General features: G+C 64.7%; 25 protein-coding genes. 3 read left to right on the plus strand and 22 right to left on the minus strand.

Annotated elements, in window-relative coordinates; translation table 11 throughout:
• Window positions 1–31 precede the first annotated feature (31 nt).
• From metK to JKG68_RS06490, 9 genes are all read right to left on the minus strand, one after another.
• A complete protein-coding gene (gene metK / locus JKG68_RS06450) occupies window positions 32–1210 on the minus strand; it encodes a methionine adenosyltransferase (RefSeq protein WP_202057104.1) in 1179 nt (392 codons plus the stop codon).
• 104 nt (window positions 1211–1314) lie between these two features.
• Complete coding sequence (locus JKG68_RS06455; protein ID WP_202057106.1) at window positions 1315–1728, minus strand: helix-turn-helix domain-containing protein; 414 nt, start codon at window positions 1726–1728, stop codon at window positions 1315–1317.
• A gap of 50 nt (window positions 1729–1778) precedes the next feature.
• Complete coding sequence (lnt, locus tag JKG68_RS06460) at window positions 1779–3386, minus strand: apolipoprotein N-acyltransferase (RefSeq protein WP_202057107.1); 1608 nt, start codon at window positions 3384–3386, stop codon at window positions 1779–1781.
• Entirely contained in the window at window positions 3383–4414 is a 1032-nt protein-coding gene (locus JKG68_RS06465) for a hemolysin family protein (protein ID WP_202057108.1), read from the minus strand. The genes lnt and JKG68_RS06465 overlap by 4 nt, the downstream gene beginning before the upstream one ends.
• 19 nt (window positions 4415–4433) lie before the next feature.
• On the minus strand, window positions 4434–4892 hold the full coding sequence (gene ybeY / locus JKG68_RS06470) for an rRNA maturation RNase YbeY (protein ID WP_202057200.1): 459 nt from the start codon (window positions 4890–4892) through the stop codon (window positions 4434–4436).
• Between the two features lie 14 nt (window positions 4893–4906).
• Window positions 4907–6004 carry a PhoH family protein gene (locus JKG68_RS06475; RefSeq protein ID WP_202057109.1) on the minus strand — a complete coding sequence of 366 codons (1098 nt, stop codon included), beginning with the start codon at window positions 6002–6004 and terminating at the stop codon, window positions 4907–4909.
• A gap of 70 nt (window positions 6005–6074) precedes the next feature.
• Window positions 6075–7433: a tRNA (N6-isopentenyl adenosine(37)-C2)-methylthiotransferase MiaB gene (miaB, locus tag JKG68_RS06480; RefSeq protein WP_202057111.1), complete on the minus strand. Its 1359-nt coding sequence runs from the start codon at window positions 7431–7433 to the stop codon at window positions 6075–6077.
• Between the two features lie 348 nt (window positions 7434–7781).
• Window positions 7782–8465 (minus strand): glutathione S-transferase family protein, encoded by a 684-nt coding sequence (locus tag JKG68_RS06485; protein WP_202057113.1) that lies wholly within the window; start codon window positions 8463–8465, stop codon window positions 7782–7784.
• A gap of 19 nt (window positions 8466–8484) precedes the next feature.
• Complete coding sequence (locus JKG68_RS06490; RefSeq protein WP_202057115.1) at window positions 8485–8724, minus strand: DUF1127 domain-containing protein; 240 nt, start codon at window positions 8722–8724, stop codon at window positions 8485–8487.
• 123 nt (window positions 8725–8847) lie between these two features.
• On the opposite strand from JKG68_RS06490, the gene JKG68_RS06495 reads away from it, so the two are divergent.
• A complete protein-coding gene (locus JKG68_RS06495) occupies window positions 8848–9786 on the plus strand; it encodes a transcriptional regulator GcvA (protein ID WP_202057118.1) in 939 nt (312 codons plus the stop codon).
• Between the two features lie 125 nt (window positions 9787–9911).
• Here JKG68_RS06495 and JKG68_RS06500 read toward each other — a convergent pair whose 3' ends face one another.
• The 6 genes from JKG68_RS06500 to JKG68_RS06525 form a co-directional block, all read right to left on the minus strand.
• Entirely contained in the window at window positions 9912–10679 is a 768-nt protein-coding gene (locus JKG68_RS06500) for a lysophospholipid acyltransferase family protein (RefSeq protein ID WP_202057124.1), read from the minus strand.
• A complete protein-coding gene (locus JKG68_RS06505) occupies window positions 10676–11131 on the minus strand; it encodes a Fur family transcriptional regulator (protein ID WP_202057126.1) in 456 nt (151 codons plus the stop codon). Before JKG68_RS06505 ends, JKG68_RS06500 begins: the two co-directional genes overlap by 4 nt.
• Before the next feature lie 50 nt (window positions 11132–11181).
• A complete protein-coding gene (locus JKG68_RS06510) occupies window positions 11182–11667 on the minus strand; it encodes a GNAT family N-acetyltransferase (RefSeq protein WP_202057134.1) in 486 nt (161 codons plus the stop codon).
• Window positions 11664–12347, minus strand: a complete 684-nt coding sequence (tsaB, locus tag JKG68_RS06515) for a tRNA (adenosine(37)-N6)-threonylcarbamoyltransferase complex dimerization subunit type 1 TsaB (protein ID WP_202057207.1) — start codon at window positions 12345–12347, stop codon at window positions 11664–11666. The genes JKG68_RS06510 and tsaB overlap by 4 nt, the downstream gene beginning before the upstream one ends.
• A gap of 223 nt (window positions 12348–12570) precedes the next feature.
• Window positions 12571–13131, minus strand: a complete 561-nt coding sequence (locus JKG68_RS06520; RefSeq protein ID WP_202057135.1) for a NifU family protein — start codon at window positions 13129–13131, stop codon at window positions 12571–12573.
• 116 nt (window positions 13132–13247) lie between these two features.
• On the minus strand, window positions 13248–14114 hold the full coding sequence (locus JKG68_RS06525) for a LysR substrate-binding domain-containing protein (protein ID WP_202057136.1): 867 nt from the start codon (window positions 14112–14114) through the stop codon (window positions 13248–13250).
• Window positions 14115–14208: 94 nt separating this feature from the next.
• Here JKG68_RS06525 and JKG68_RS06530 point away from each other — a divergent pair, with 94 nt between their 5' ends.
• Window positions 14209–14628: a tautomerase family protein gene (locus tag JKG68_RS06530; RefSeq protein WP_202057137.1), complete on the plus strand. Its 420-nt coding sequence runs from the start codon at window positions 14209–14211 to the stop codon at window positions 14626–14628.
• A gap of 5 nt (window positions 14629–14633) precedes the next feature.
• Here JKG68_RS06530 and JKG68_RS06535 read toward each other — a convergent pair whose 3' ends face one another.
• From JKG68_RS06535 to JKG68_RS06550, 4 genes are all read right to left on the minus strand, one after another.
• Entirely contained in the window at window positions 14634–15131 is a 498-nt protein-coding gene (locus JKG68_RS06535) for a universal stress protein (RefSeq protein WP_202057139.1), read from the minus strand.
• A gap of 121 nt (window positions 15132–15252) precedes the next feature.
• Window positions 15253–16293: a tryptophan--tRNA ligase gene (trpS, locus tag JKG68_RS06540; RefSeq protein WP_202057142.1), complete on the minus strand. Its 1041-nt coding sequence runs from the start codon at window positions 16291–16293 to the stop codon at window positions 15253–15255.
• Between the two features lie 167 nt (window positions 16294–16460).
• Window positions 16461–17984, minus strand: coding sequence for a murein biosynthesis integral membrane protein MurJ (gene murJ, locus JKG68_RS06545; RefSeq protein ID WP_202057146.1), 1524 nt, complete (start codon window positions 17982–17984; stop codon window positions 16461–16463).
• A gap of 117 nt (window positions 17985–18101) precedes the next feature.
• Window positions 18102–18728: a thioredoxin domain-containing protein gene (locus tag JKG68_RS06550; RefSeq protein ID WP_202057147.1), complete on the minus strand. Its 627-nt coding sequence runs from the start codon at window positions 18726–18728 to the stop codon at window positions 18102–18104.
• A gap of 205 nt (window positions 18729–18933) precedes the next feature.
• Here JKG68_RS06550 and JKG68_RS06555 point away from each other — a divergent pair, with 205 nt between their 5' ends.
• Window positions 18934–19836 carry a protein-L-isoaspartate O-methyltransferase family protein gene (locus JKG68_RS06555; RefSeq protein WP_312890739.1) on the plus strand — a complete coding sequence of 301 codons (903 nt, stop codon included), beginning with the start codon at window positions 18934–18936 and terminating at the stop codon, window positions 19834–19836.
• A gap of 16 nt (window positions 19837–19852) precedes the next feature.
• Here the strand turns inward: JKG68_RS06555 and JKG68_RS06560 are convergent, their stop codons facing one another.
• From JKG68_RS06560 to JKG68_RS06570, 3 genes are all read right to left on the minus strand, one after another.
• The gene (locus JKG68_RS06560; RefSeq protein WP_202057150.1) at window positions 19853–20266 is read right to left on the minus strand and encodes a hypothetical protein; all 414 of its coding nucleotides are present in this window, start codon (window positions 20264–20266) and stop codon (window positions 19853–19855) included.
• A 12-nt stretch (window positions 20267–20278) separates the two neighbouring features.
• Window positions 20279–21109: an enoyl-ACP reductase FabI gene (gene fabI, locus JKG68_RS06565; protein ID WP_202057152.1), complete on the minus strand. Its 831-nt coding sequence runs from the start codon at window positions 21107–21109 to the stop codon at window positions 20279–20281.
• Between the two features lie 155 nt (window positions 21110–21264).
• The coding region (locus tag JKG68_RS06570; protein ID WP_512699479.1) for a beta-ketoacyl-[acyl-carrier-protein] synthase family protein at window positions 21265–21838 on the minus strand (574 nt) is incomplete at its 5' end.

Below are 21838 nucleotides of genomic sequence, written 5' to 3' on the forward strand. Positions count from 1 at the left end.
AAACCGTTATCCACTTTTCCGGATCATGCTTTTAGCGGAACGCAGCCTTGAGGCTGTCGGCGAAGTCCGTGCGCTCCCAAGAGAAGCCGCCATCCTCTTGAGGCTTGCGGCCGAAATGGCCATAGGCCGAGGTGCGGGCATAGATCGGCTTGTTGAGGCCGAGATGCGTGCGGATGCCGCGGGGGGAGAGGTCCATGACGTCCATGAGCACGGCCTCGAGCTTGCCCTCGTCAACCTTGCCGGTGCCGTGCAGGTCCACATAGATCGACAGGGGCTTGGCCACGCCGATCGCGTAGGAGAGCTGCAGGGTGCAGTTGTCCGCAAGACCTGCGGCCACCACGTTCTTGGCCAGATAACGGGCCGCATAGGCTGCCGAACGGTCCACCTTCGTCGGGTCCTTGCCGGAGAAGGCGCCGCCGCCGTGGGGAGCAGCACCACCATAGGTGTCGACGATGATCTTGCGGCCGGTGAGGCCGCAATCGCCGTCGGGGCCGCCGATCACGAACTTGCCGGTGGGGTTCACGTGCCAGATCGTCTGGGCCGAGATCCAGCCCTCGGGCAGGGTCTCGCGGATATAGGGCTCGACGATGGCGCGCACGTCATCGGAGGACAGGTTCTCGTCCAGATGCTGGGTGGAGAGAACGATCTGCGTGGCAGCGACAGGCTTGCCGTTCTCGTAGCGAAGGGTGACCTGACTCTTGGCGTCAGGGCCGAGAACGGCCGCGCCATTGGCCTTGGCCTTGCGGGCCGCAGTCAGGTTCTCGAGGATCTTGTGGGCGTAATAGATCGGCGCCGGCATGAGCTCGGGGGTCTCGTTGCAGGCATAGCCGAACATGATGCCCTGATCGCCCGCACCCTCATCCTTGTTGCCGGAGGCATCGACACCCTGGGCAATGTGAGCGGACTGGGCATGGAGGTAGACGTCAACCTCGGCGTTCTTCCAGTGGAAGCCTTCCTGCTCGTAGCCGATATCCTTGATCGCCTCACGGGCAAGCTCGACCACGGTGTCCTTTGTGATGGAAGCAGGGCCGCGCACCTCGCCGGCGATGACAACCCGGTTGGTGGTGGCAAGCGTCTCGCAAGCCACGCGGGCTTCCGGCTCGGCAGCCAGATAGGCGTCGACCACCGCATCCGAGATGCGGTCGCAGACCTTATCCGGATGTCCTTCGGAAACCGATTCGCTCGTGAAAAGATAGCTTGACCGCCGCACGACAGAATTCCTTCAGGCAATAAAAGAAAGCGCCCGGGCTCAACCACGGACTTCGGGGCATGCTCATGCCGCAGGCTGAAAGAAAGGTCAAGCGAACGCGTTCGTTATGACGAACGTTCTTCGTCCTCTTGAGAGCCAAGGGCGGCCACAAGCTGCACGATGCTTTTGCGCACTTTAGGGCTCTTGATGCTCGTGAAGGTTCGGACGAGCTGCAACCCCTCGGGGGTCGACATCATATCGGACACGTAAGGAGGCGCGCCCTCCTCGGCAAAACCCGGCTCCGACTTGGCGCTCTTGATGCCGTTGAAGAAGAAATGGATGTCGACGCTGAGGATCTTGGCGATCTCGACAAGACGCGCCACGCTGATCCGGTTCATGCCCTTTTCGTATTTCTGAACCTGCTGGAATGTCAGGCCAAGCATATCGCCAAGTTTTTCTTGACTCATGCCAATAGAAACACGGCGCATACGCACTCTGCTTCCGACTTCCTTATCGATAGAACCGGTCGACTTCTTCATAATCGCCTGTTTCCTTGCCAGAACTCACGCAACGTCAAGGCATGGTTTACTTAAGGAGAGGTTGATTGGTGCCTGCGACGTACAATCAAGATCATTAAGCAGAACACAAGCGTGGCCGTCAAAGAAAACCTACCGCCACTGCTGTAAACAGTCGCAGGTGCCGCAACTGGTAGGTTTGTGTCGATAATACCTTCAACTCCTAATGGAAGTTTATCCACCGTGCGACCATAGGAATCGACAACTGCGGAGATTCCGGTATTGGCGGCCCTCACGAGCGGAAGGCCTTCCTCTACGGCGCGCAGGCGCGCTTGCGCAAAATGCTGATGAGGCCCCGTCGTCAGGCCGAACCAGCCATCGTTGGTAACATTCAGGATGAGATCCGGGCGCGGACCGTCCGCTAGGATCTCGCCCGGAAAGATCGCCTCGTAGCAGATGGTTGCTGCCACCGGCGGCAACCCGGGAATCGCAAGGGTCGAGCGGGCGGCACCCGGCTCGAACCCGCCCGGGATATGCACGAATTCGCGAAGGCCCACAGCCCGGATCAAGGCATCGAGAAACTTCGGCACATATTCTCCGAAGGGCACCAGATGAACCTTGTCGTAGGAGCCAAGGATCGTGCCTTTCTCGTCGATCACCTGGACGGCGTTGAAGAACCGGCCTGCCTCCTCGCCGGGAAGCGGCTCGTCCATGCGGGCGGCTCCGGTGATCAGCACCGAACCCGGCTCCAAGAGTGTGGCGATCTGCGCAAGGGATGCGGGGTCGCGATGAAGCAGGAACGGAAAGGCCGATTCCGGCCAGACGATATGGGTGGCGGCCGCGCCGGTCCTTCCGTCCGGTCCCGGGCCTGCGCTCAAGGCCAGGTAGTGCCGCATGATGGCGTCGCGGTTGCGGGGGTTGAACTTGGCATCCTGCTGCAAGTTGGGCTGCATGATCCGCAGGCGCACGTTCTCGACCGTGGGCGAGGCCTCCCCTGGGACGCGCCAGAGCCCGAATGCTCCCATCAGAACGAGCAAGGCTGCCGCCAGCCCGGGCGCCATGCAGCGTGCTGCGCCCGTCCTGCCCGTGAACAGAACGGCAGGCGCTGCACCGATGCCGATGGCCAAGAAAGTCAGGCCATAGAGGCCGACGAGAGAAGCGGTCTGCATCAGCCAGAGGTTCTGGCCGAGCGCCATGCCGGGACTGTTCCAGGGAAAACCGGTGAAGAGATGGCCGCGCAGCCACTCGCTGGTCGTCAGACCGAAGGCGAGGGCGAGAATTCGCCAGGCATCCGGCGTCCAGAAAAGACGGGCGAGGGCAAAGCCAGAGGCGGGAAAAAAGGCGAGCAAGGCCGGCAGGCCCAGAACCCCGAAAGGCATGGCCCAGGCGAACTGGTCCGCCTCCACGAGAAAGGCCGCGCCGAGCCACCAGAGCCCGGCCACGAAATAACCGAAGCCCCAGAACCAGCCGATGAGGGCTGCGGCCTTGAGAGGGACCCACCGGGAAGGACCAGCCTTGGCAGTGCCGTCCAGAAGCCACACCGCCGGCGCCAGGGAGAGGGCGAGAGCCGGCAGGAAACCGAAGGGCGGCATGGCAAGGGCGCCCGCAGCCCCCGCCGCGAAGCCGATCAGCCAGCGGCGCCATCCTCGGGCGAGGATGGCCCGGTCAGCCAGGGGCATCATTCGGCGGCGGCGCTTTCAGGGCGCGGGGCAAGCGGCTGACCTTCTCCGGCCTCGGAGTCGGACGCGGGCATACGGCGGTGAATGCGAAGCCGCTTCACGCGGCGGGGGTCGGCATCCAGAACCTCGAATTCCAGCCCGGACGGTCCCTCGATCACCTCGCTGCGCGAGGGCACGCGCCCGGCGAGCGTCACGATGAAGCCGCCGATCGTGTCGATATCCTCGGCGCCCTCCTCCTCGGTCAGATCGAGGCCGAGGGCCTCCTTGACCTCGTCCAGGCTGGCGCGGGCATCGGCCACGAAGGTGCCGTCGGCGGCCTGCACGATGGTGAGCGTGGCGTCCTCGTCGTGCTCGTCCTCGATGTCGCCCACCACCATCTCGACTAGGTCCTCGATCGAGACGAGTCCGTCCGTGCCCCCGTATTCGTCGATGACGAGAGCCATGTGGGTGCGGGTTGCCTGCATGCGCACCAGAAGGTCGATGGCCGGCATGGAGCGGGGCACGAACAGAACGGGACGCAGGATGTTGGCGGATGACAGCGCCATTGACAGGTCGATCTGGCCGAGGCTCGGCAGGGGAGCCTCGTCGCCCGAGCCTGCTTCCGAGGCGCCGCCGTCGGCCCGCATGGCGATGAAGTCGAGGAAGTCCCGGATGTGGACCATGCCCTTCGGATCGTCGAGGGTCTCGCCATAAACCGGCAGGCGCGAATGACCCGCCGTCCTGAACAGATTAAGCAGCTCGCCCAGATTCGTGTCCGCGGCCACGGCCACGATGTCGGCGCGGGGCACCATCACGTCCTCCACCCGGATCCGGTGGAAGGAGAGCACGTTCTTCAGCATCGCCCGTTCCTGGGGCGAGAAGTCCGTGTCCTCGACAGCTTCGTCGAGAGCGTCCTCAAGGTCGTGGCGGATGGAATCGCGGGGTTTCAGGCCGAGGCGGGTCAGAACCCGGTCGTACCAGTGGTCGCGTGTGTCGTCGCTATCCGGGAGAGTGCGGACAGGGCGGTCGTTACGACTTCGATCTTCGTTCATTGCGGTTGGGTGTCAGCCGTCATGCTGCCATGTTGCGATAAGGATCGGCGATGCCCAGAGAGGCGAGCGCCTTGACCTCGAGAGCTTCCATGATCTCCGCCTCCGCCTCGACCTCGTGGTCGTAGCCGAGAAGGTGCAGAACTCCATGAATGATCAAATGGGCAAAATGATGCGCAAGCTCCTTGGATTCCTCTTCGGATTCGCGCACCAGGGTCTCGTAGGCTAAAGCAATATCGCCCAAATGGCGAGGGCCTGTTGCACCCGGCTGCTCCGGCGCCGGAAAGGACAAAACGTTGGTGGGCTTGTCCTTGGCCCTCCAGGTTCGGTTCAGCTCACGGATCCGGGCATCGTCGGTGAGCATGACGCTCGCCTCGAAATCCTCGTTCGCCTCATAGGTGACGGCAAGAGCCGCCTCGGCCGCCCTTTGCGCCAGGGCCTCCGCGTCGTCGAGGCGGCTCCAGTCGCCCGCCTCGATCATGGTGTCGAGGGTGATCACGGCCTGCGATCCCGATCGTAGCGCGGCTGCTCGGACTGCGGCGCCGCATCGCGGGCCGCCTTGTCGTAGGCGGTCACGATGCGGCGCACCAGGTCGTGACGCACCACGTCCTGCTCCTTGAAGGTGACGCGGGCGATGCCCTCGACACCATTCAGGATGCGCGCGGCCTCGACCAGCCCCGATTTCTGGCCGGGCGGAAGGTCGATCTGCGTCGGGTCGCCGGTGATGATCATCCGCGATCCCTCGCCGAGGCGGGTGAGAAACATCTTCATCTGCATGGACGTGGTGTTCTGGGCCTCGTCCAGCAGCACCAGGGCGTTGGTCAGCGTGCGCCCGCGCATGAAGGCCAGCGGCGCGATCTCGATCATGCCGGTCTGGAGCCCCCGATCCACGTGCCGGGCCTCCATGAAGTCGTAGAGCGCGTCGTAGATCGGGCGAAGATACGGATCGACCTTCTCGCGCATGTCGCCGGGCAGGAAGCCGAGGCGCTCGCCTGCCTCGACGGCGGGGCGCGAGATGATCAGGCGGTCGACCTGCCCCGCTTCGAGCAGGGAGACGGCGTAACCCACCGCAAGCCAGGTCTTGCCGGTACCGGCAGGGCCTTCGGCGAAAACCAGTTCGTTTGTTTTGAGCGCCTTGATGTAGGTGTTCTGCGAGGCATTGCGGGCGCGGACCGCTCCACGCTTGCGGGTGGCGATCTGGTCGAAGGCGGTCAGGCCCGGAACCGGCTCTTCGGCCGCCGGAAACAAGCTGCCCTGAAGGGTGCTTTCCTCAATGGCGCCGTCCACGTCCCCGGGGCCGAGCGGCGCACCCTGGCGGGCGCGCTCATAAAGCCCCTCCAGAACGCGACGCGCCATCTCGGAGGCTTCCGGCGTGCCCTTGACGGTCACCCTGTTGCCGTTGGCGATGGCGGTGACGTTCAGGCGCCGCTCCAGATGGGCGAGGTTCTGATCGTATTGCCCGAAGACAAGGCTGGCGAGGCGGTTGTCGTCGAAGGTGAGGATGATTTCAGCCTCTTCGACGACGCCGGGATGCAAGCTCGTGGGGTTTCGTCCCTTTTGTGCTCGTGCGGTCGCGTTGTCCGCTGGCCTCAAAATGCCTCTCCTTTGAATTTTCGCCGCAAGGTTTGCGACGAACGGATATGGGGCCTTGCAGGGTCCGGGTCTAGGCCGCGGCCTGGCTGCCGGACCCGATCCATTCCCCGAACAGGCTGTTGGAGCCTGCCCGTGTGATCCGCACCGTCACGATCTCGCCGATCCGGTGGCTGTCGCTCTGGAACTGCACTGGCTGCAGATAGGGCGATTTGCCGGCCATCTGGCCCGGGTGACGACCCGGCTTCTCCAAGAGAACGTCGAGAGTCTGCCCAACGGTTCCGTGATTGAAGGCCTGTCTCTGCATTTCCAGCAGATTTTGCAGCCGACCCAAGCGCTCAGCCTTCACGGCTTCGGACACCTGAGCGTCGATCTCCGCCGCAGGCGTGCCGGGGCGGGGGCTGTACTTGAACGAGAAGGAGCTCGCGAAGCCCACATCGGCCACGAGCCGCATGGTCTCCTCGAATTCCGCATCGGTCTCGCCGGGAAAGCCCACGATGAAGTCGGAGGACAGCGCCAGGTTTGGCTGGACTGCCCGAATGCGCTCGATCAGGCGGCGGTACTCGTCGCCCGTGTGCTTGCGGTTCATCGCATCGAGGATGCGGTCGGACCCGGACTGCACCGGCAGGTGCAGGTAGGGCATCAGGGCCGGCAGATCCCGGTGGGCGGCGATCAGCTCGTCGTCCATGTCCCGCGGGTGGCTGGTGGTGTAGCGCAGCCGAGCGATGCCGGGGATCTCCGCCAGACGATGGAGCAGCTGGCCGAGCGACCAGACGGAGCCGTCCGGCCCTTCGCCGTGATAGGCGTTCACGTTCTGCCCGATCAGCGTCAGCTCGCGCACGCCCGCATCGGCCAGGCGCATAGCCTCGTCCAGGATCCTGGCCACAGGACGCGAGACTTCCGCGCCCCGGGTGTAGGGCACCACGCAGAAGGTGCAGAATTTGTCGCAGCCTTCCTGGATGGTGAGAAACGCCGATACGCCCCGGCTTTGGGTCTTGGCCCTGGACGGCGCGGGCAGGTGGTCGAACTTGTCCTCGACCGGGAATTCCGTGTCGACGACGCGCTCGGAGCGCGACTTCTTCAGGAGAGCCGGCAGGTTGTGGTAGTTCTGCGGACCCACCACCACGTCGACGGCCGGCGCCCGGCGCAGGATCTCCTTGCCCTCGGCCTGGGCGACGCAGCCTGCGACCACGACCCGGGTCTCCTGCCCTGCGGCCTCACGCTCGGTCTTCAGCTCCCGCACGCGCCCGAGCTCGGAATAAACCTTCTCGGCGGCCTTCTCGCGGATATGGCAGGTGTTGAGGATGACGAGGTCCGCCTCCTCCATCGCCTTGGTTTCGCTGTAGCCTTCCGTCGCCAGCATGTCCGCCATGCGCTCGGCGTCATAGACGTTCATCTGGCAGCCATACGATTTGACGAAGACTTTTTTCACGAGGTCGGCCTGTCTGCTGGAAGTCGGGCGGTCAAGGATGGAGCGCCCTTTTAAGCCTTTTGCTCGCGCAAGAGAATAGCGGCTGTTTGGCTCAAGGATTTTAGATACCGTGGTCATCCCGGACGGGGCGCAGCGGGGATCCGGGATCGCGTGCATAATGTGACGCAAGAAACACAATGCTGTCATTCGACCGACGGTGCAGGCTAGGACGAAGCGGCTTCCATTGCGCGTCACCCAACAAGCGTCGTGTTTATGGATTCCAGGCACCGCTGTGCCGCCCTGGAATGACAGAGTTTTACCCTGGGAGCGATCCCGGATCGGCTTCGCCGTCCGGGATGACGAGCCTGGTCACTCCCGGAACGCGCCCTCGACCGGCGCCGATAATTTCGCATCGGCGGCCAAGATTTCAGACACGACCTTCGCAAAGGCCGGACGCGCGCTGAGCCGCTCGTACCAAGCGGCCAAGGTCTGGTATCCCTTCAGCGAGGGCCCGCCGAGGCGGCGGGTCCAGAACACGGTCATGAACACGGCAATATCTGCAGCTGAAAAGGCACCGCAGAGATAGTCTCTGCCCTGAAGCCCCTGATCGAGCTCGGCGAAATGGCCCGCTAGAGCGGGTTCGGCCTCCCTCGCTTTCATTTCCTTCGCCTGCCAGCGCTCCAGATCATCCGGCTTCGGCTCCGTGCGGTGCATCAGGAAGCGCAAGGGGGCCAGCATGACCTCGTCGGCGAAGAGGTCGAGCAATCGGCATTGCGCCCGCTCGCGGGGCGACTTCGGATATAGCGCCGGGTCGGGATAGGCATCCTCGAGGTATTCGAGGATCACCGTCGAGTCGTAGAGGGCCAGATCCCGCTCAACCAGAACCGGGACCTGTCCCTTGGGATTGGCGGCGAGCACATCCGGGTGCCTGGGGCTGTAGCCGCGGGTCTGCGTGAAGGGGACCAGGATGCGCTCGAAGGCGAGCCCCTTCTCGTGAAGGGCGATCTCCACCTTGCGGGAGAAGAGGCTTAGAGGGCCTGAATAGAGCTTCATCCCGGGACCTTTCGCGTGCTCAACGGCCGAGAGAGGGCGGCAGGTGATCCTGCCAGGAAGCTTCGTTCAAGCCCTCCACGTCGGCTCGCGACAACCCGATATCGGCGAGCGCATAGTCATCGAGTTCGTACAAAACCTTGGAGGTCCTGCGCCGGTCGAGCCAGGCCTCGTACCGGAGCAGCAGGTTGAGCATTGTGTTCCTGTGTTCCCGGCGGGTGGCATGGAACCCAAGATTTGCTGTGGCATGTCCGATCGCCATGACGGTTCTCCTTCGATGGCGCTTCACTGGAGAGAAATGTGCTCCTGTGATAGGGTTGAAGCAAACGAGAAGTTCTTCACCTTTGCCCAAGCTATACTTGGGCAAAGCACCCATGGGTCCGCCATGTCCCGCCGCCGTCTTCCGCCGCTCAATGCCCTTCGGGCCTTCGAGGCCGCCGCCCGCCACCTGAATTTCGAGAAAGCCGGCGACGAGATCGCCGTGACGGCGAGCGCCGTAGGCCAGCAGGTGAAATCCTTGGAGGCTTGGCTCGGACGGCCTCTCTTCGTGCGCCAGCCGAGCCGGGGCATCGTGCTCACCCCCTTGGGCGAGCGCTATGCGGCTTCCATCACCGAGGTGCTCAACCGGCTCGACGAGGCGACGGCGCGGGCCCTGCGGCCGGAGGCTTCCAACGTTATTACCGTCAGCGCCATGCCGAGCCTCGCCTCGAACTGGCTCATCCCCCGGCTCGGCTCCTTTCGGGAGCATCATCCGGAACTGGATGTGCGTGTCTCGGTGTCAGGCCACCTCACCGACTTCGCCCGCGAGGACGTGGACATGGCAATCCGCTTCGGGCGCGGCAACTATCCGGGCCTGCGCACGGATCTCCTCATGGAAGAGTATTTCTTCGCCGTCTGCAGCGCCGCCTTGCTCAACAATCCGGAGCGGCCTTTGCGGGAGCCTGCCGATCTGCGGCATCACACGTTGATCTACGAGGCCGTCGACGGGGTGCCGGACTACACCACCTGGGACCGCTGGCTCGAGGCGGTGGGCGTTCAAGGCGTCGACACCTCGCGCAGTCCACGCTTCACCCACACCTATCTTTGCCTGCAGGCGGCCGCTTCCGGGCAGGGCGTGGCGCTCGCGACGAACGTGCTCATCGGCGATTACCTGAAAGCCGGCCGGCTTGTCCGGCCGTTCCCGCATCAGGTGAAAGGATCCTACCAGTATTATGTGGTCTGCCCCGAGGCGACGGCAGACCGACCGGCCCTTGCGGCCTTTCGAGCCTGGCTCCTGGACGAGGCGAGGGCGCAGGAGGCTGCGGCGGAGGCTTCCCGGCCGTAGGGGACATGCAAAACATCCCAGCGTCATTCCCGGCAGGAGCGCCAGCGCGGGGAGGGGGATCCATCGCGCCGAGCCTGAACGTGGATCCTCTTCCCGGTCCTGCGGATCGCCGGGGATGACACAGGTCACGCCTCCTGCAGCGCCCGCCGCACCTCGGCCTCGGCAAAGGCCGTCGCCTGCTTGCGATTGCCGTTGAAAGGAATCGGCTCGCCCCAGGTCACCACCACGTCGAGCGGGTGGCCTTGAACGAACAGCTTCAGGTGGGGGCTGAGATCCATGTCGCCGTACCAGGCGATGAAAGGGCGCTCGCGCCGGGTGACGGGCAGGCCGTTGCGGTGGGTGTAGGACACGGCGAGCGGCTGGAGGAACACATGCTCGACGCTGTCATGCATGAGGGCCGTCTGGGCCGCGCCCACCAGCGAGGAGCGGAACGGCAGGAGCCGGTTGCCGTCGCTCGTGGTGCCTTCGGCAAACAGCACGATCACCTCGCCTCTGACCAACCGGTGGGTCAGCGCATCGTTCACCTCCGCCATCGCCTTGCGACGCCCCCGGTCGATGAAGACCGAGCGCTGGAGCTTGGCCATGGGCCCGACCACCGGCCAGCCCTCGATCTCGGATTTGGCGATGAAGGAGAGGGGATGCAGCGAGCCGATCACCGGAATGTCGAGCCAGGACACGTGATTGGACAGGACGATCGTCGGCGCATCGCCAGGCGGCGTCCCCTGCTCGATCACCCGCACGTTGAAGATCTTGAGAAGCGCCCTGTGAAACCACATCGGCACGGCATGCAGGATCGACCAGCCGAAACGCAGGGCCAGCATCTGCAACGGCACGAGCACAAGGCTGCACAGGCCGAGCAGGCACAGTCTGAAGAGAACGCCGGGTCTGGTCACTCGCCGTCCTTGTTCAGGGGCACCGCGTAGAGTTCGAGCCGGTGATAGACGACCCTGTAGCCGAGGCGGCGGGCGATCTCGTTCTGCAACGCCTCGATCTCCTCGGAGCGGAACTCGATCACGTCGCCCGTCTCCAGGTTGATGAGGTGGTCGTGATGTTCGCGGGCCGCCTGCTCGTAGCGGGAGCGGCCGTCTCGAAAATCGAGCCGCTCCAGAATGCCTTCGGTCTCGAACAGCTTCACGGTCCGGTAGACGGTGGAGAGCGAAATGCGGTCGTCCACCTCCGCCGCGCGCCGATGCAATTCCACCACGTCGGGATGGTCCTCGGCCGCATCCAGGATCTGCGCGATGATCCGGCGCTGGCCCGTCATGCGCAGGCCCTTGTCGCGGCAGGCGCGCTCGATGGCGTCCGACCGGCGCGATTTGGCGGATATGCTGTTCCGAATGGCCAAGATTCACTCTTCTCCCTGCGGAGGCTTATAAGCGACGCGCCGGATGCGGGCTATAGGCTCAAAGCCATGGTAAGGGCCGAAACCCGCGTTCCATCGGCTTTCTGGTAGTAGCCTTCCCGCCGACCGGTTTCGCGAAAGCCCAAGCGGCGGTAGAGGGCAAGGGCCGGTTCGTTTCCCTCCTCCACCTCCAAGAGCACCCGGCTGACGCCCCGGCGAGAGAGGGCGTCGAGGTGATGGGCGAGAAGCGGGCGCGCATGGCCCTTTCCGCGGGCATCCGGCGCGATGGCAACCGTGAGGATCTCCGCCTCGTCCAGAACGGTCCGCGACAGGACGAAGCCTGAGGGTTTTCCGGAGCGTCCCAGGAAGAGCCCGTCGGCGATGACCCCGCGCTCCGCCATCAGGCGCTCGAAGTCTAGCGTGCTCCAGGGCCGCGCGAAGGCCGAGGCATGGATGGCGGCGAGACGCGGGGCGGCCTCGGTTCCCAGAGGCTCGATATGCGGGGCAGGGGGATTGAGGAACCGGTCGAGAATGCTCATTGCCGCGCGATTCTGGCCCCATCCTGCGGCTTGGCGTCGGGTTCGCGCAGGTAAAGCGGCTTCGGCAAGGCCTGATTCGGGTCGGCGAGGGCTCCCAAGCGTGCCACCCAGGCGATGTCAGGGTGGGACGAGGCATCGCTGATAAGGGCCTCGACGCCTTGGGCGCGGGCCTCTGCCGCCAGAAGCGGTGCTGCGGATCCCGCAATCATGATCGGACCGGAACCGAGAAGCCGGATCGCATCACGGTAAGTCATCAGTCCCGGAGAAATGATGGTGCGCCCCCCCGGGGCGATGGCCTGGATATAGATGTGGCCGTGCTTGGCATCGATGGCGGCGGTGAAGAGCCCGCGCCTCTCGCCCACCATCAGCGGTGCCAGAAAAGCCGAAAGCGTCGCAACCCCGACGACGGGGATACCGGCCGCAAGACCGATGCCCCGGGCGGCGCTGATGCCGACCCGCAGGCCCGTATAGCTGCCGGGACCGACCGTAACCGCAACCCGGTCCAGGCTCTCGAAGCCGCCGTCGACCTGCGCGGACAGCCGGTCGAGGAGCGGCATCAGGGCCTCCGCGTGGCCACGCTCCATGGGAATGGTCTCGGCCGCCAGCGGCAGGGGCTCCCCCGCCTGGACGATGCAGGCCGAGCAGGCGCCAAGGGCGGTATCGATGGCAAGGACGCGCAACATCTGTCTCCATGAGGTCGTCGCGTCTCTTTAGAGCATGAAGCGGACAGGTGGGAACCCGGAATCGATGGCATCGGGCGAGCGCAATGCCTCGGCGAAACCCGCATTTGGTGGAAGCGGATCGATCAGGACGCCGTTGAGAGGGATTGTGAAAAATAAAAAGCGCGGCGAAAAGGCCGCGCTTTAATAACCCAGGTTGTTACCGCTGAAGCGATCGAGGCGCTTAGACCGCCTGCACCTCGCGCACGTCCGGCAGGAAGTGGCGCAGCAGGTTCTGGATCCCGTGCCTCAGGGTTGCGGTCGAGGACGGGCAGCCCGAGCAGGCGCCCTTCATGACCAGATAAACGGTGCCATCCTTGAAGCCGCGGAAGGTGATGTCGCCGCCGTCGCCCGCCACTGCCGGGCGGATGCGGGTTTCGAGCAGCTCCTTGATGGTTTCCACCGTGGAGGCGTCCTGCGGGTCGAAGAACTCCTCACCATCCTCCTCCGTTGCGCCGTAGCCGTTGGCGAAGAGCGGCGCGCCGGTCATGAAGTGCTCCATGATCGCGCCCAGGATGGCAGGCTTCAGGTGCTGCCACTCGCCGTCAGCCTTGGTGACGGTGACGAAGTCGTAGCCGAAGAACACTCCGGTCACGCCCGGCACGGCAAAGAGGCGCTCGGCAAGGGGCGAAACCTCGCCGCTTTCGGGGGTCTTGGCCTCGAACGTGCCCTCCGGCATGACCACGCGGCCGGGGAGGAACTTCAAGGTGGCGGGATTCGGGGTCGCTTCGGTCTGAATAAACATCGCTTTTCGTCCTCTGCGCCGGTTCAAGGCCGGCCGAGTGTTGGTGTTAGAATCGTTCTAACAGGTTCCAGGCTCAATGTGGATCGGATCGGGGCAGATTCCAAGGGCATCGACCATCACAGTGCGAACCGGAACGCCTGCCGGCAAAGGGCGATGAAATCATCCCGGGCAGGCCAGGGGTCGCTCTTTGGATTGATATAAAGAGACAGGGCCATATCCGGCAGAGCCGGCAGGCCGAGGCCGGCTCTCACATCCGCCAGCCCCGGCCCGAGAAGAAGCCTGGTTCTCACGGTGACTCCCAGCCCAACCGCAACGGCCGATTTGAGCCCGGTCAGGCTTGGGCTCGTCAGCGCCATCCGGTACGGGCGGCCTGCGGCGGCGAGAGCATCGATGGCAGCAGACCGGAACGAGCAGGGCGCATCGAACAACACCAGGGGCACTGTGCGATCAACGGGAAGGTTCATGCCGTCCTGGCCGATCCATACCATGGGCATCTCTGCCAATGGAGCGCGGTTCAGCGGATCGTCGCGCCGAATCGCAATGGCTGCATCGATTTCCCCGGTTTTGACCGCCTCGATCAAGCTCGTCGAACGGTCGATCCGCAGGGTCAGCTCCACCTCGGGGCGCTCCAGTGAAAAGCGGCGCAGCACCTCGGGCAGGACAGCGTCCGCCAGATCCTGGGTGGCTCCGAAACGCAACGGCTTGGCTTCAACGCCTGCCCGAAAGGCCAGCACAGCCTCATCGTTGATCTGTACAAGGCGCCGTGCAAAGCCGAGCAGCCGCTCCCCGGCGAGGGTCAGCCCGACCTCCCGGTTGCTGCGGCGGAGAAGCTGAGTGCCGAGATCCTCTTCAAGGCGCTGGATCTGGAGGGTGACGGCGGAAGGCGAACGTCCGATGATTGCGGAGGCTTGAGCAAAGCTCCGACCCTCTGCGATCAGCAGGAACGAGCGCAGCACGCCGATATCGATGTTGCGGATGAGCATGAATTGAGAATTGCTCAATACTCAGTTCAGGTAAATCAATTTTTCTAAATTACCTTTCAGTCGTAGCCTGAGATCGTCACCAAGGAGAGATCCCATGCCTATCCTCAATCTGAAAGTGTCCGCCGCTCCCTCCCCTGAACTGTCCCAGAAGCTTGCTGGAGGCCTTGTGGAGGTCACGGCCCGGATCCTGCGCAAGCGCCCGGAGATAACGGCGGTTGCCATTGACTACACGTCTCCCGAGCATTGGATCGTCGGCGGACAAAGCCTCGCCCAACAGGGAAAGGCGAGCTTCTGGCTCGATATCAAGGTGGTCGACGGCACGAACACAAAGGACGAGAAGGCTCAATATCTGGCGGAGGTCTTTACCCTGATGGGCTCTCTCCTCGGTGGAGAGCTCCATCAAGAGAGCTATGTGCTCGTCCACGAGGTGCCTGCCGATGCTTACGGCTTTGGCGGCCTCACTCAGGAATACCGTTATGTCGAGGGCAAGCTCGGTTCGCGACTTGCTGCCTGACGCACTCACCCCGCGAGCGCGTCGATCTCCTCGTCCGTCAGGCTGCCAGGCACGATGACGATGGGAACCGGGAAGGAAGCGGCGGCCCGGCCGCCGAGGGTTGAAACCAGGGGACCCGGCCCCTCCTTGCCGCTGCCGGCGGCCAGCACCAGGAAGGAGATGTCCTGATCCTCCTGGATGAGCTTCATGATCTCGTCCGCCCGGTTGCCGACCCGGATCACCTGTTCGGGCTCGACGCCGGCGGCGCTGCGGGCCTCGCGGGCGGCGGCATCGAGCTGCTTTTGGGCTTCCTCGCTCGCCTCCTCGATCATGGCTTCGCCGACGCCGAGCCATTCGAAATTATCGGGCGGATCAACGACCGCGAGCATCACGAGGCTCGCGCCGGTGCGGGCCGTTCGCCGCGAGGCGAAGTGAACCGCCCGGGCGCATTCCGGGGTCTTGTCGACCACCACCATAAATTTCGGCCGGTGACCCGATTCGTAGGATCGGCGCTTGCCGCTCACAGCACGCTCTCCTGCTTGAGCCCCGATGCTGCCCTGCCTTGGCGTTAAGGGCAAGCGGGGACTCCTTCCAGGAAGAGCATCTTTTCACGCAAGACCGTTTTCCGCTTTTGCGTTCGATGGCTTAGCGCGACCGCACGAAGCCCACGATGTCCTTGACCGCATCCATGGTCTCGGATGCAAGCGCGCGAGCCCGTGCGGAGCCGTCCGCGAGCACGGCGTCGATATGGCCGGGATCGTCCATGAGGCGGCGCATCTCGTCGGCGACCGGCGAGAGCTTCGTCACCGCCACGTCCACGAGGGAAGCCTTGAAGCCGGAGAACTGCGCGCCGCCATGCTGGCGCAGCACCTCGTCCGGAGTGGTGTCCATGAGCGCCGCATAGATGGCGACGAGGTTTTCCGCTTCGGGCCGGGCCTTCAGGCCGTCCACCTCGGAGGGCAGGGGCTCGGGATCGGTCTTCGCCTTGCGGACCTTCTGGGCGATGGTGTCGGCATCGTCCGTGAGGTTGATGCGCGAATAGTCGGACGGATCCGACTTCGACATCTTCTTCGAGCCGTCGCGCAGCGACATGACGCGGGTCGCCGGTCCATGGATCATGGGTTCGGTGAGCGGGAAGAACGCTTCGCCATGACCGTGGGCGGCAATCGACTCGGCCCAGTCGTTGTTGAACTTCTGGGCGATGTCGCGGGTCAGCTCCAGGTGCTGCTTCTGATCCTCGCCCACCGGCACGTGCGTTGCGCGATAGACCAGGATGTCGGCGGCCATCAGGTTCGGATAGGCGTAGAGGCCGACCGACGCATTCTCCCGGTCCTTGCCGGCCTTGTCCTTGAACTGGGTCATGCGGTTGAGCCAGCCGAGGCGGGCGACGCAGTTGAACACCCAGGCAAGCTCCGCGTGCTGGGGCACCTGGGACTGGTTGAAGACGATGTGGCGCTTGGGATCGATGCCGGCGGCCAGGAACGCGGCCGTGACCTCCCGGATCTGGCGGGTGAGATCGCCCGGGTTCTGCGGCACGGTGATGGCATGCATGTCCACGACGCAGTAGATGCAGTCGTGCGTCCCCTGCATGGCGACGAAGCGCTTGATGGCGCCGAGATAATTCCCGAGATGGAGGTTTCCGGTGGGCTGAACGCCCGAGAACACCAGCTCCTTGAACTGCGCCATCGTCTTGAACTCCCACACGGGTGCGTCACGCAGTTTTGGATGAACCGCAAACCGCCCCAAGCTGTCTTCTCATGGCATTTTCTCTCGACGGACCCCGGGTCGCTTCGCCGGAAAATGCTTCATTGCGGCGCGGGTTATGACAGGGCCGCGCCACGATGCAAGGGTTCTCACGTTTTTTTCGCCATCGCGGCCCAATCGTCGCGGGTCACGGCGCCGGTGGCCCAGGCGGCGAGCGCATAGAGCGAAAGCCCGCTGAAGCAAACAACGGCAAGGGAAAAGGCTCCCGCCACCGGGACGAGGCGTCCCACGCCCGCGAGCCCCAGGCTCATGACGAGCACCGCTGCCACGATCCGGGCGACGCGGGACGTGAGCCGCTTGTCGAGGGACCAGAGGCCGAGCCGGCGAAGCCCTACGACCACGGCGCCGGCGTGAGCCAGGCATCCGGCACTCACCCCGAGTGCGATCCCGGCTGGACCAAGAGGCCACGCCAGGACGAGAGCGGCGGCAATCGTCACGCCAAGCCCTACAGCCGCCGCCGCGACCGCGGCCCTCAAGGATCCGCGGGCGAAGAGCGCCTGGCTCAGCACCTTGGCGGCTGTCGCGAAGGGCAATCCTAGGCTCAATCCCATGAGAACCAGTGCTGTGCCCTCCGCATCGGAGGCTTCGAAGGCGCCCCGTTCGAACAGAGCCGCGCTGATGGGGCGGGCCAAAACCAACAGGGCGCCGCTTGCCGGAAGGGAGAGCAGCAGCGCCACTTCGAGGGCCCTGTTCTGCGCCGCCACAAGATCCCCTGTCTCGCCGGCCTGATGGCGGCGGGCGAGTTCTGGCAGCAGCAGGCTCGATCCAAGGGCGGCCATCAGCCCGAGGGGCAGCTGCACCACCCGCTCGGCGTAGTAGAGCCAGGACACGCCGGACGGCCAGAACGAGGCGATCTGGGCGGCGGCCAGAAAGAAGAGCTGCACGGCACCGCTTGCAGCCAGCACAGGAAATCCCGCGAGCAGAAGGCCCTTCAGAACAGGAGACCAGCGGGGCCTGCCGAAGCAGACGAGCCGCTTTTTCCCGCTCCGGAGTGCCGCTGCGACAAGGGCGAGCTGAAGCAGGCCGGCAAAGCTCGAGGCGGCCGCGAGCCACGCGGCCTTTTGGGCGAGCGGAAGGGCGAAGGCGGTTTCCAGCACCACGAGTGCGAGGATCAGGCCGCCATTGACGGCGAGGGGCGCGAGCGCCGTCGCGGCAAAGCGCCCGCGCATGTTCAGAAGGGCCGCGCCGATGGAGGCAAGCGTCACGCACAGCACGATGGGGAAGGACAGGCGGGTATAAAGCGCCACGAGCGCCAGGGTCTCCCGGTCGTCATGGAGGCCGGGCGCCAGCAGCACGGCCAGAAGGCCTGCTCCGATTTCCACGACACCCGTTAGGGCAAGCAGGGCAAGCCCGAAGGCGCTCAGCACGTCTCCGGCCATCGCCGCAGCCCTGTCAGGCTCCAGTCGGCTCAAGCTGGGCACGAGAGCCGGATTGAGCCCGCCCTCGCCGACGATGCGGCGCACCAGGTTCGGCAGGCGGAAGGCGGCCAGAAACGCATCCGCCACGGGTCCTGCTCCGAGCGCCTGCGCGAACAGCATGTCCCGGACGAAGCCGAGAATGCGCGAGGCCACCGAGCCGAGGCCGACCAGAAGGGAGGAGCGGATGAGCGACATACCCTTTGGCCCTTAACCGGTCCGGAAGGGAAAGTCTAAGGCGTAGGGGGGGATCGACGGTGTCACCGTCATGCCGGGCTCGGCCCTTGCAAGCCGCTCCGGAGCCACAGTCGTGAGCTATCCTCTTGCCCGGGCGATGGCGTCGCGCTTCTGGTCCAGGCTCATGCCGCCGATATAGGCCTCCGTCCCGATCAGGAAGGACGGGGTCGCCACGAGCCCGAGATCGCTGCCGGTAGCGAAGGCGTCCTTCATCCAACCGGTGGTCCGGTCGCTGTCCGCAAGCTCGGTCATGCGCTGGCGGTCGCCGCCGAGGCGCTCGGCCTCGAGCAGCGCCCGCTCCCCATCTACCGTGCCGCGCAGGCCGAACAGGGCAAGGTGAAGGGGGAGGTAACGCTCGGGGCCGTAGAGCTGAAGATAGGCGAGGGCCGCCCGGGTGGCGGCGACGGATTGATTGCTGAGAACGGCGAAATTCACCAGCACATAGGACAGCTCGGGCTCTGCCTTGAGCAGCGGGGGCAGGCTCTCGGCCGAACGTTTGCACCAGGGGCAGTTGTAGTCGAAATACTCCACCATGATCACATCGCCATGCTTGTGGCCGAGACGCACGATGGAGGGCAGGTTCAGGGTGTTCTCGATCAGCTCCACCGGGATCAACTGCGGCTCCGGCGCAGATTGCGCAAAGGCGGGAGCCGTCGTGCCGGACAGGGCAAGACCGGCAAGAAGGGTGCGGCGGGACAGGATCATGGAAAGCGTCTCGGATGGGGGAAGGCTCCTCGTGCCGGTCGATCGTGGCGATGGCAAGGCCAAGGTTATGTTTCTCATGCCTTTGTGAAGGCGAGGCCGGTCCGGCGCCTGGGCCGAACCCGCATCAGCACGATCGGGAGCAGCCGTTACAGCATTGCGCTATTGCCCCGTTTCGCCGAAGATCACCGCAGAGAGGACAAGAACAGTGACGGAAGCACCTTTCACCGAACAGGAACTGGCCGTGGTCCGGCGCGCCTATGCCAAGCAGATGATGCTCGTCTCAGGAACGGCGGACGATTCGCGTCTTGAGCAGGCTTTCGCCGCCGTTCCGCGCGAGCGCTTCCTGGGAGCGCCACCCTGGCAGATATTCCGCCCGTCGAGAGGCTACGAGACGGTTGCCTCGCACGATCCGGCCGCGGTCTATCAGGATGTGCTGTTCGCCCTTGCGTCCCAGCGCGGCGTCAACAACGGCAGTCCTTCCCTCCACGCCCGGTGTCTGCAGGCCTTGTCCCTTCGCGAGGGCGAGCAGGTCGCGCATATCGGCGCCGGAACCGGTTACTACACGGCTCTCATCGCGCATCTCGTCGGCGAGCGGGGCCATGTCTTCGCGGTCGAATTCGATCCCGCTCTTGCCGAACTTGCCCGGGCCAACCTGGCCGATCGGCCCAATGTGACCGTCATCGCAGGCGATGGAGCCGAATGGCCGCGCGAGGCTGTGGATGCGGTTTATGTGAATTTCGCGATCGAGCGGCCCGCAGAAGCGTGGATCGACCAGCTACGCCCGGGCGGACGTCTGCTCTTCCCGCTCGGCGTTCCCTGGCCGAAGCCGAGTCCATGGGGCGGAACCCATGCGGCCCATGGTGCGGGCTTGTGCGTGACCCGCCAGGCGGCTGGCCTCTCGGTGCGCTGGCTTGGTCCCGCTTATTTCGTTTGTGCGGAAGGGCGGCAGTCACAGCCGGGGCCTGAGAGGGAGGCGCTGAGAGCCGCCTTCGAGCGTGGCGGCGTCGAGTTCGTGCGCAGCCTGGTCTGGCGGGAGAGCGCTGCGCCCGAACGATGCTGGTTTACCGGATCGGGCTGGGCCCTGTCCTATGACGCGGTGAGCGGATAGCTGTGCAGGGCAGCGTTCAGGCCCGCTCGCGAATCGACAGCACCTTCACGTCGTTCTTCAAGGCCCAGAGCACCAATCGCTCCTGGGGATCGACCTCAAGGTACATGTCGGCAGGTCCGCGGTCGAAATAGGCCGCGAAGATGCCATAGGAGCGGCCGCCATAGGTCGGCATGCTGGTGCGCTGGAGCATTCCGAACGCATTGCGCGCCTCTGCAAGCCAGAGGCCGAGGTTCGCGGAGGGAAAATGTCCCTGGAGCGGGGGCGCGAGCATCCGGTGCAGCGCGTCGGCGTCGGAGGCTTGATAGAGGGTCACCAGCCGGGTGGCGATCCCGAAGAGGGTGCCCCGTTCAAGCGCTTGGCCGAGGCTCGGAGCAAGAGCGCCGCCGCTCAAGGCCGCAATCCCTGTTCCGACTTGTCGCCGCGTGATCATGGGAGAGGATTCTCAATCCTCTTCGCCGGTCACGCCCGCGGCGTCCTGCGCCTTGAGCACGTCGGGGCGCGGCATCGAGATGATGTTGTAGCCCGAATCCACATAGTGGATTTCGCCTGTCACCCCGTTGGAGAGGTCGGAGAGCAGGTAGAGCGCCGAGCCGCCGATGTCTTCGATGCTCACCGTGCGCCGCAGGGGAGCATGGGCCTTCTGGTAGGTGAACATGAGGCGGGCATCGGAAATGCCGGCGCCTGCGAGCGTGCGCACGGGACCTGCCGAGATGGCGTTGCAGCGGATCCCTGCCGGCCCGAGATCGGAGGCGATGTAGCGCATGGAGGCTTCCAAGGCAGCCTTGGCCACGCCCATTACGTTGTAGTTCGGCATGACGCGGGTGGAGCCGCCATAGGTGAGGGTCAGGAGCGACCCGCCGTTCCTCATGCGCTTGGCCGCGCGCTGCGCGATCTCCGTGAAGGAGAAGCAGGAGATCACCATGGTGCGGGAGAAATTCTCGCGGGTGGTGACGTCCACATAGGAGCCCTTCAGCTGCGACTTGTCGGAGAAGCCGATGGCGTGGACCACGAAGTCGAGGCCGTCCCAGTGCTTGTCGAGGGTGTCGAACACGGCGTCGACGGAGGCGATGTCCTCCACGTCGCAGGGAACCACGAGGCTGGAGCCCAGCGACTGCGCCAGCGGGGCCACGCGCTTGCCCAGCGCTTCCCCCTGGTATGTAAAGGCGAGTTCCGCCCCGTGCTGCGCCAGGGTTTTGGCGATGCCCCAGGCAATGGAGTGATCATTCGCGACACCCATGATGAGGCCGCGCTTTCCTTGCATCAGACCGCTCATGTGGGTCCCCCTATGCATCGGCTCTACTGTGCGACGCGAATTGTTATGAAAGTGTGCATCGCGAGCCGGATTGGCAGTATGATCGAGCGACCCCATGCGAGGCTCCCTTGGAGTCGGGGCATCGCATGGGGTCGTCTCAGGTTTATGACCCTGTCTTACCCGTTATGGCGGCTGAAGACGAGTGTGGCATTGGTGCCGCCGAAGCCGAAGGAGTTCGACAGCACCGTGTCGATCCTCGCATCGTCGATGCGCTTGCGGACGATGTTCATGTCGGCGAATTCCGGATCGAGCTCCTCGATGTGGGCGCTCTCGCAGATGAAGCCGTTCTGCATCATCAGCAGCGAATAGATCGCCTCCTGCACGCCGGTGGCGCCCAGCGAGTGGCCCGTGAGCGATTTCGTTGCGGAGATCGGCGGGCACTTGTCGCCCGTGCCGAAGACCTGGCGGATCGCCTCGATTTCCTTCTGGTCGCCCACGGGGGTCGAGGTGGCGTGGGGATTGATGTAGTCGACAGGGTTGTGCACGTTTTGCAGGGCCATGCGCATGCAGCGGATCGCGCCCTCGCCAGACGGGGCCACCATGTCGTAGCCGTCCGAGGTCATGCCGTAGCCGACGATTTCGCCATAGATGCGCGCGCCGCGCGCCTTGGCGTGCTCCAGCTCCTCCAGCACGAGCACACCCGCGCCGCCGGCAATGACGAAGCCGTCGCGGTTGGCGTCATAGGCGCGG

This window comes from Microvirga aerilata (genome assembly GCF_016743775.1).
GTDB lineage: Bacteria > Pseudomonadota > Alphaproteobacteria > Rhizobiales > Beijerinckiaceae > Microvirga > Microvirga aerilata.

Coding starts and splice junctions, on each gene's coding strand:
- lnt (WP_202057107.1), bottom strand. CDS start 3,386: ATGATGCCCCTGGCTGACCGGGCCATCCTCGCCCGAGGATGGCGCCGC.
- JKG68_RS06550 (WP_202057147.1), bottom strand. CDS start 18,728: ATGATCCTGTCCCGCCGCACCCTTCTTGCCGGTCTTGCCCTGTCCGGC.
- JKG68_RS06485 (WP_202057113.1), bottom strand. CDS start 8,465: ATGAAGCTCTATTCAGGCCCTCTAAGCCTCTTCTCCCGCAAGGTGGAG.
- JKG68_RS06510 (WP_202057134.1), bottom strand. CDS start 11,667: ATGAGCATTCTCGACCGGTTCCTCAATCCCCCTGCCCCGCATATCGAG.
- fabI (WP_202057152.1), bottom strand. CDS start 21,109: ATGAGCGGTCTGATGCAAGGAAAGCGCGGCCTCATCATGGGTGTCGCG.
- murJ (WP_202057146.1), bottom strand. CDS start 17,984: ATGTCGCTCATCCGCTCCTCCCTTCTGGTCGGCCTCGGCTCGGTGGCC.
- JKG68_RS06530 (WP_202057137.1), top strand. CDS start 14,209: ATGCCTATCCTCAATCTGAAAGTGTCCGCCGCTCCCTCCCCTGAACTG.
- JKG68_RS06455 (WP_202057106.1), bottom strand. CDS start 1,728: ATGAAGAAGTCGACCGGTTCTATCGATAAGGAAGTCGGAAGCAGAGTG.
- ybeY (WP_202057200.1), bottom strand. CDS start 4,892: ATGATCGAGGCGGGCGACTGGAGCCGCCTCGACGACGCGGAGGCCCTG.
- JKG68_RS06560 (WP_202057150.1), bottom strand. CDS start 20,266: ATGATCACGCGGCGACAAGTCGGAACAGGGATTGCGGCCTTGAGCGGC.
- trpS (WP_202057142.1), bottom strand. CDS start 16,293: ATGGCGCAGTTCAAGGAGCTGGTGTTCTCGGGCGTTCAGCCCACCGGA.
- JKG68_RS06495 (WP_202057118.1), top strand. CDS start 8,848: ATGTCCCGCCGCCGTCTTCCGCCGCTCAATGCCCTTCGGGCCTTCGAG.
- JKG68_RS06520 (WP_202057135.1), bottom strand. CDS start 13,131: ATGTTTATTCAGACCGAAGCGACCCCGAATCCCGCCACCTTGAAGTTC.
- JKG68_RS06490 (WP_202057115.1), bottom strand. CDS start 8,724: ATGGCGATCGGACATGCCACAGCAAATCTTGGGTTCCATGCCACCCGC.
- JKG68_RS06465 (WP_202057108.1), bottom strand. CDS start 4,414: ATGAACGAAGATCGAAGTCGTAACGACCGCCCTGTCCGCACTCTCCCG.
- JKG68_RS06525 (WP_202057136.1), bottom strand. CDS start 14,114: ATGCTCATCCGCAACATCGATATCGGCGTGCTGCGCTCGTTCCTGCTG.